Consider the following 6,558-nt stretch of genomic DNA (forward strand, 5'->3'; position numbering starts at 1 on the left):
CGGTCCTGAACCACCCCACGCTTTCCAGGAGTTCCCAGTCATGACCACGGCCACCGCCACCGCCGGCGGCGTCGCGCTCGCCCCCGGCAGCGCCACCGTCGAGTTCCGCTCGCTGCGCCGCTCCTTCGGCGCCACCACCGCCCTCGACGGCCTCGACCTGACCGTCCACCCCGGCGAGCTGCTCGCCCTGCTCGGCCCGTCCGGCTGCGGCAAGACCACCGCGCTGCGCATCCTGGCCGGCTTCGAGCAGCACGACTCCGGCGAGGTGCTGGTCGACGGCAAGGACATCACCTCGATCCCGGCGCACAAGCGCGACGCGGGCATGGTGTTCCAGTCCTACAGCCTCTTCCCGCACCTGACCGCGCTCGACAACGTCGCCTTCGGGCTGCGGATGCGCGGCACCGGCAAGGCCGAGCGCCGCAAGCGCGCCCAGGAGCTGCTGGAGCTGGTCGGCCTGCCGCACCGCGCCGAGCACTACCCGCACCAGATGTCCGGCGGCCAGCAGCAGCGCATCGCGCTCGCCCGCGCCCTCGCCCTGCAGCCGCGCGTGCTGCTGCTCGACGAGCCGCTGTCCGCGCTGGACGCCAAGGTCCGCCTGCAGCTGCGCGAGGAGATCCGCCGCCTGCAGCAGGAGCTGGGCATCACCACCCTGTTCGTCACGCACGACCAGGAGGAGGCACTGTCGATGGCCGACCGCGTCGCGGTGCTGCGCGCCGGCAGGCTGGAGCAGTGCGCCACCCCGTCCGAGCTGTACGGCCGGCCGGCCACCGCGTTCGTCGCCGAGTTCGTCGGCACCATGAGCCGCATCCCGTGCACCCGCACCTCGGAGGGCGTCGAGGTGCTCGGCCGCCGGCACGCCGTGGACGGCGCCGTCCCGGCCGACGGCGAGCTGCAGGTGCTGGTCCGCCCGGAGAACGTCCTCCTGGCCCCGAGCGAGGACGGCCCCGCCCTGGTGGTCAACGCCTCCTTCCTGGGCGCCGTCACCCGGCTCACCGTCCGCCTCGACGACGGCACCGAGGTCAAGGCCGACCTGCCCACCGAGGCCACCGCCGCGCTGCCGGTCGGCTCGCGGGCCGAGCTCACCCTGCCGGAGCGCCCGGTGCTGGTGGACCGCCGTCCCGCCTAGAGACCCGCCCGCAGACCCGCGCAACGCGCTCTGCGAGAATCACCCGAGCTGAACCACCCCGAAGGTACCGCCATGCCTGAATCCGCCCTGCCCCCCTCCGAGGGGCTGCCCGCCGCCGTCCTGTTCGACATGGACGGCACCCTGGTCGACACCGAACAGCTCTGGTGGCAGGCCGCCGCCGAGCTCGCCGAGGAGCTGCGCCACCCGCTCACCGAGCAGGACGCCCCCGAGGTGCTCGGCCAGGCCGTCGAGCACACCGCCGCCCACCTGCACCGGGTCAGCGGCACCGAGCTGAGCGAGGCCGAACTCGCCGCCCGGCTCGGCGAGTCCTTCGCCGGGAAGGTCGCCGCCGAAACGGTTCCGCGCCCCGGCGCGCTCGCCCTGCTGGCCGCGCTGCGCGACGCCGGCGTGCCGGCCGCGCTGGTCTCCGCCTCCCCGCGCCGGGTGGTCGACCTCGTCCTCTCCGCCATCGGCGGCGACTGGTTCGCCACCACCCTGGCCGCCGAGGACACCCCGCGCACCAAGCCCGCCCCGGACCCGTACCTCGCCGCCGCCGAACGGCTCGGCCTGGACCCGGCCGTCTGCCTCGCCGTCGAGGACACCCCGACCGGCGTCACCTCCGCCAGCGCGGCCGGCTGCGCCGTGCTCGCCGTGCCCTCCACCGACGTCGCGATGCCGGCCGGCGGCCGGATCACGCTGCTCGCCAGCCTGGAGCAGGCCGACCTCACGCTGCTCGGGAAACTCTCCACCGCCCCCGTCGATTGATCCGGCCATGCCCTACGTCCTGCTCGCCCTCGCCATCCTGAGCGAGGTCTGCGCCACCAGCTGCCTCAAGCTCACCGAGGGGTTCACCCGCCTCTGGCCCAGCCTCGGGGTGGGGATCGGCTACGCGCTGTCCTTCTTCCTGCTCGGCCGGGCGCTGAAGCACATCCCGGTCTCGATCGCCTACGCGGTCTGGTCGGGGGCCGGGACGGCCGCGGTCGCCGGGATCGGCGTGGTCGCCTTCGGCGAGCAGCTGGGCCGGCTGCAGTACCTGGGGCTCGCGCTGGTGATCGTCGGCGTGGTCGTGCTCAACCTCAAGGGCAGCCACTGACGGCAGCAGGTCGATTCCCCTGCCGGGGCGGGAAGTCGAGCAATTCGACGGCCCGCCCCGGCGCTTTCGCCTACCGTGGCCGCATGACCGACCCGCGCCCGCACCACTACCGCTTCGCGCACCGCGAACTCGCCCGCCAGGTCCTGGAATTCGGCCCCCGGCTGGCCTCGCCCGCCCCGGACGGCGGGAGCCTGCTGCCCGTCCTGGTCGGCATCTGGGACGACTACGGCCGGACCCTCCCGCCCGAGCACCGCCTGCCCAGCCACGGCCTGGACTGCCGCCACCTGCAGGTCGACGGCCACCGCGTGCTGCTGGTCACGCTGCCCACCCCGACCGGCGCCGCCGAGGCGCACTTCGTCGCCGCGGTGCACCCCAAGGGGTCCAAGAAGGTCCGCTACCTCACCCTCGAACACGCCCTCAGCCCGTTCGACGGCAGCCCCGGCACCGTCCTCGGCGAGTGGGACACCAACGGTCACATCAACTACGGCCAGGGGCCCTCGCCCGTCGCCGAGCTGTTCGTCGCGGCCGTGCTGGAGAAGGTCGCCCCGAAGAAGCGCGGCTTCTGGCGCCGCTGACGCCGCCCCGGCGGTGAGCCGCCCCCCCCCGCTCGGAGGCCGTCACGATCCCGGCGTACGCTTCCGCCCCGTCGCACGAAGGAGCGGGGGAAGCATGGCGAGGACGGGAGGCCGGCGCGGGACGGTCGCGCTGGCGGTCGCGCTGGTGGCGGCGGTACCGGCCGGGACGTTCGGGCTGGTGGCGGTGAGCACGTACGTCAGCGGGGGTCTGGCCGTGCTCCTCGGACTGGCCCTCGGGATCGGCTGGATCGTGGGCCTGGTCCGGCTGGTCGGGGCGGGGGCGGGCTGCTGGCTGGGGGCCGTCGGCGCGCTCCTGTGGCTCGCCGCGCTGGCGTCGGTGTACTCCGCCCGGGACTCGATGATCCTCGGCGCCTCCGGGCTCACGACCACCGGCCGGGTCACGGCGACGCACGACCGCCCGCAGGGCAAGCACCCCGACTCGACGTACGACGTCGCGGACGAGCACGGCGTGCCGATCCCGAACGGCACGGTGGCCGCGCGCCTGCGCTCGCACGCGGTCGGCGACCTGCTGACCGTCCGCTACGACCCCCGGGGCGTCGCCGGGGCGCGCCTCCCGGAGAACGTCGACCTCCCCCGGGACCTGGCCGGCGCGCTCGGCGTCAACGCCTTCCTGATGGCCGCCACCGCCGGCCTCGGCGTGGCGGTCGTCCGCAACGGCCGCCCGCGCCGCGTCCCGTTCCCCCGGCCGGGCGGCGGACCCCGGCCCCAGTGAGGAGCTACCCCCGCAGCACCCGCGCCCGCAGGAAGTTGCGGCGGCCGAAGTTCGGCTCGTCGACGGCCGTCAGCTCGTCGACCTGGAAGCGGTAGAGCGCCGCCGCGCCGCCGCCGGTGAGGAACTGCCGCCGGACGTCCTCGTCCTGGGCGAAGCTCGGGAACCGCCCCTGGTACGCCGCGAGCGCGGCCTCCGCCTGCCGCCCCCAGGCCTCGCCGGCGCTGCCGGTGAGCTGGAGCCCGCGCAGCTGCTCGCCGAACACGGGCGGCGGGAGGAAGACGGTGGCGGCGGCCCGGGCCTCCTCGGCGAGGTGGTGGCTGTGCCGGGTGGAGCGCTCGCTGACGAAGTACAGGACGAGGTCGTCGTCGTGGGCGAAGAAGGCCAGGTTGGCGTGCGGCCCGCGCTCGTGGCCGGCGGTGGCGAGGGTGAGCACGATGGCCTCGCCGAGCAGCGCCTCGACGCCCTTCTCCGGGGAGCCGCCCGGCCAGTCCCCCTGCGTGATGTCTAGTCGGTACGGCATACGGCGCTCCCTCCGCTGGCAGGCCCGGCACCCGCGCCCCGGGCACGACTGAGCCGGGCGGGCACCCCCGTCGAGGGGGCGCCGCACCCGGCTCACATGCTCCACCCGCCGTCCGAAACCGGACAAGGCGAGCGGCGGAATCAGTACGACCGCGTCCCGGGGGCCGCGTACCCGCGCGCCATCACCGGCAGCTCGCCGGGACCCAGCAGCGGGCGCAGCGCGCCGGCCCGCATCCGGTCCACCAGCGGCCCGCAGCGCCCGGCCAGCGGGGCCAGCACCAGGGCGGCCAGCGTGCCGACCAGTGCGCCGACCACGACGTCGTGCGGGTAGTGCACGCCGACCCAGACCCGGGAGGCGGCCATCAGCGCGGCGAAGACCGTGGCGACGACGCCGAGCCGCCAGGAGACGAACCAGAGCGCGATCGCGGCGGCGAAGGCGATCACCGAGTGGTTGCTCGGGAAGGACCAGTCGCCGGCGGCCGGGCAGGTCTCCAGGGAGACGCTGCCGCGGATCTGGGCGCAGGGCCGGAGCTCCTCGATCTGTCCCTTGAGGACGGAGTTGGCGGCGTAGGCGACGACCACGATCACCGGCGAGGCCAGCACCTTGGCCATCGTCGCCGAGTCGGCGCCGCGCGCCCGCCACCAGGCGTAGAGCATGAAGACGGCGAACAGGCCGAGTCCGAACGCCGACCAGACCTTGATGACGTCGTTGAGCCAGTGCGGGGCGGACTGCACCCACTTGTTGACCTGCGTGTAGACGCTGCCGTCGATGCCGCTGCCGTCGTACACAGCGAGAGCCCGGGCGGGAATCACACGTCACCTCCGTGACGGCGCGCCGAACGGGCGCGGAACAGTTCGATAACGAGGGGGAGCACGGAGACAACTACTACCAGACCGATGATCGGTAGCAGATATCGGTCGATGCTGGGCACCGACGACCCGAGCCCGTACCCGGCGAGCACGACCCCGACCGTCCAGAGCGCCCCGCCGGACACCTGCCAGAGGGTGAACGAGCGAGCGGGCACTCCGAGCACGCCGCAGAGCGGGTTCAGCACCGTCCGGACCACCGGGATGAACCGGGCGAGCACGATCGCCTTGCCGTGCCCGTACGTCGCCAGCAGTTCCTCGGCCCGTCCGACGCCCTCCAGCAGGCTCCGGCGTTTCGTCCGGGCCAGCAGCGCCCGCCCGCCGCGGCGGCCGATCACGTAGCCGACCTGGGCCCCGGCCAGCGCCCCGACCAGGGCGGCGGGCAGCACCTGCCACAGGTGCAGCTGCGGGCCGCTGGTGGCACCGGGCACGCAGAGCAGGCCGGCGGTGAACAGCAGCGAGTCGCCGGGCAGGAAGAAGCCCACCAGCAGGCCGGTCTCGGCGAACAGCACGGCGGCGATGCCGAGCGCGCCGAAGGCGGTGAGCAGCGAGGACGCGTCCAGGGGGTTGACCGCGAGGTGAACCGCGTCGACGGGGAACTGGAGCAAGGCTGGCGGACCTCCCGTACGTTGGAGGGCGGTCCGCCGCAGTTCCCGGCCGGACCGACCCTGACCGTCTACAGTGACGTAGACGGTCTACATGACTGTAGACGAAACCTGGAGGAAGCGCCGCCATGTCCGACGTACCGTCCGCCCGCCGGCCCGCCGGGGAGCTGGAGGCCGAGGTGCTGGCCGCGCTCTGGTCGGCGAGACAGCCGATGACCCCGCAGGACGTCCAGGCCGCCCTCGGCCGCGACCTCGCCCGCACCACCATCGCGACGATCCTGGCCCGGCTGCACGACAAGGGGACGCTCGAGCGCACCCGGGCCGGCCGCGCCTACGCCTACACCCCGACCGTCCAGGACACCGCCGGCCTCGCCGCCCGCCGGATGCACACCGAGCTCGGCCGGGAGGCCGACCGCTCCACCGTGCTCGCCCGCTTCGTCTCCGACCTCTCCGCCGAGGACGAGCAGCTGCTGCGCGACCTCCTCGGCGGCGACGGCCCCGGCCCCGGAACGGCGGCCGCACCGTGATCTTCGCCGTCTGGGCCCCGCTGCTGCTGCCCTTCCTGGCCGCGCCCCTGGCCCGCCGCCTCGCCGAGGCACTGTCGCCCCGGGCCGCCGCCTGGACGCTGGCCGGCACCACCGCCGTCCTGGCCGGCGGCACCCTCTGCTCGCTCGGCCTGCTCGCCGCCGCCGGGCTGCTCCACCTGCCGCCGGTCGCCGCCCTCGGCCACCTGTCGCTGCCCTGGCTCACCGCGGCCGCCCCCGACGCGCCGCTCGCCGCCGCCGCGGCCGGGCCCGTCCTGGCCGCCCTCGCGGCGCTCGCCGTCCGCACCGCCCGGCGCCGGCAGCGGGACCTGCGCACCGCCCGGGCCGCGCTCCCCGACCACCCGGGCTCCGCCGAGGCGCCCGGCCTCCCCGCCGCCGACGCCCCGGCCGTGCGCTCCCGCCGCGCCTCCGTGCGCCGGGCGCGCACCGCGCGCGAGAGCGTCAGCCGACAGCTCCGCGCGCTGCTCCGGCCGGCGGAGCCCCCGCTCGTCGTCC

General features: G+C 75.3%; 9 protein-coding genes and 1 pseudogene. 7 read left to right on the forward strand and 3 right to left on the reverse strand.

Going from position 1 to position 6,558, the window contains the following annotated elements; all coding sequences use genetic code 11:
- Nucleotides 1-40 precede the first annotated feature (40 nt).
- From VM95_RS31280 to VM95_RS31300, 5 genes are all read left to right on the forward strand, one after another.
- Nucleotides 41-1,126, forward strand: coding sequence for an ABC transporter ATP-binding protein (locus VM95_RS31280; RefSeq protein WP_045703192.1), 1,086 nt, complete (start codon nt 41-43; stop codon nt 1,124-1,126).
- A 72-nt stretch (nt 1,127-1,198) separates the two neighbouring features.
- Entirely contained in the window at nt 1,199-1,891 is a 693-nt protein-coding gene (locus tag VM95_RS31285; RefSeq protein ID WP_045703194.1) for an HAD family hydrolase, read from the forward strand.
- Between the two features lie 7 nt (nt 1,892-1,898).
- Nucleotides 1,899-2,219 carry a DMT family transporter gene (locus VM95_RS31290; protein WP_045703195.1) on the forward strand — a complete coding sequence of 107 codons (321 nt, stop codon included), beginning with the start codon at nt 1,899-1,901 and terminating at the stop codon, nt 2,217-2,219.
- Between the two features lie 83 nt (nt 2,220-2,302).
- Entirely contained in the window at nt 2,303-2,794 is a 492-nt protein-coding gene (locus VM95_RS31295; RefSeq protein WP_045703197.1) for a hypothetical protein, read from the forward strand.
- A 94-nt stretch (nt 2,795-2,888) separates the two neighbouring features.
- Entirely contained in the window at nt 2,889-3,527 is a 639-nt protein-coding gene (locus tag VM95_RS31300; RefSeq protein ID WP_045703199.1) for a hypothetical protein, read from the forward strand.
- 4 nt (nt 3,528-3,531) lie between these two features.
- Here VM95_RS31300 and VM95_RS31305 read toward each other — a convergent pair whose 3' ends face one another.
- From VM95_RS31305 to VM95_RS31315, 3 genes are all read right to left on the reverse strand, one after another.
- On the reverse strand, nt 3,532-4,047 hold the full coding sequence (locus tag VM95_RS31305) for a pyridoxamine 5'-phosphate oxidase family protein (protein ID WP_045703201.1): 516 nt from the start codon (nt 4,045-4,047) through the stop codon (nt 3,532-3,534).
- A gap of 140 nt (nt 4,048-4,187) precedes the next feature.
- Nucleotides 4,188-4,835 (reverse strand): phosphatase PAP2 family protein, encoded by a 648-nt coding sequence (locus VM95_RS31310; RefSeq protein ID WP_244179014.1) that lies wholly within the window; start codon nt 4,833-4,835, stop codon nt 4,188-4,190.
- 20 nt (nt 4,836-4,855) lie between these two features.
- Entirely contained in the window at nt 4,856-5,521 is a 666-nt protein-coding gene (locus VM95_RS31315) for a DedA family protein (RefSeq protein WP_045703205.1), read from the reverse strand.
- Nucleotides 5,522-5,646: 125 nt separating this feature from the next.
- Here VM95_RS31315 and VM95_RS31320 point away from each other — a divergent pair, with 125 nt between their 5' ends.
- Nucleotides 5,647-6,045, forward strand: coding sequence for a BlaI/MecI/CopY family transcriptional regulator (locus tag VM95_RS31320; RefSeq protein WP_045703207.1), 399 nt, complete (start codon nt 5,647-5,649; stop codon nt 6,043-6,045).
- Nucleotides 6,042-6,558, forward strand: a pseudogene (locus VM95_RS45330) (hypothetical protein); the annotation flags it as partial. The gene VM95_RS31320 and the pseudogene VM95_RS45330, both read left to right, overlap by 4 nt.

Origin of the sequence: Streptomyces rubellomurinus (assembly GCF_000961885.1) — a bacterium.
Classification (GTDB): Bacteria; Actinomycetota; Actinomycetes; order Streptomycetales; family Streptomycetaceae; genus Kitasatospora; species Kitasatospora rubellomurina.